At 69.0% G+C, this 352-nt stretch carries 1 protein-coding gene; it reads right to left on the bottom strand.

Translation table 11 applies throughout. The features are described from left to right. Positions 1–329, bottom strand: a 329-nt coding sequence (locus tag AC1DN0_RS42040) for a lysophospholipid acyltransferase family protein (protein ID WP_477146752.1), incomplete at its 3' end; no start/stop codon positions are given. Positions 330–352 lie beyond the last annotated feature (23 nt).

Genomic DNA, 352 nt, shown 5'->3' with positions numbered 1-352 from the left:
GCCTTGCCCTCGCGCAGGCGCACGACCATTTCCTGCATCACCCCACCGAGCGATTCGGTGCTGCCGCGCTGGTGGAAGATGGTCTGGCCGCGCGCGGCCAACCAGCCCACCACGGGCCAGCCGGCGATTTCGCGCTTGGCGACGAAGCCCATCATGCGCTGGCTGTGCAGCACCGAGATGTCCACCCAGCTGACGTGATTGGCCACGAACAGCACGGCACCCGGCAGCGGCGTGCCGATCCGCTGCAGGCGGAAGCCGAAGATCCACATCAGCCCGCCGGACCATGCGTTGACCGCGGCATGCTCGAACAGGCGCGTGCCCACGCGCATGCGTCCCCATGGCGGGAGCATGG

The organism is Cupriavidus sp. 05N39, assembly GCF_056397325.1.
This window is presented reverse-complemented; position numbering and strand designations above follow the sequence as displayed.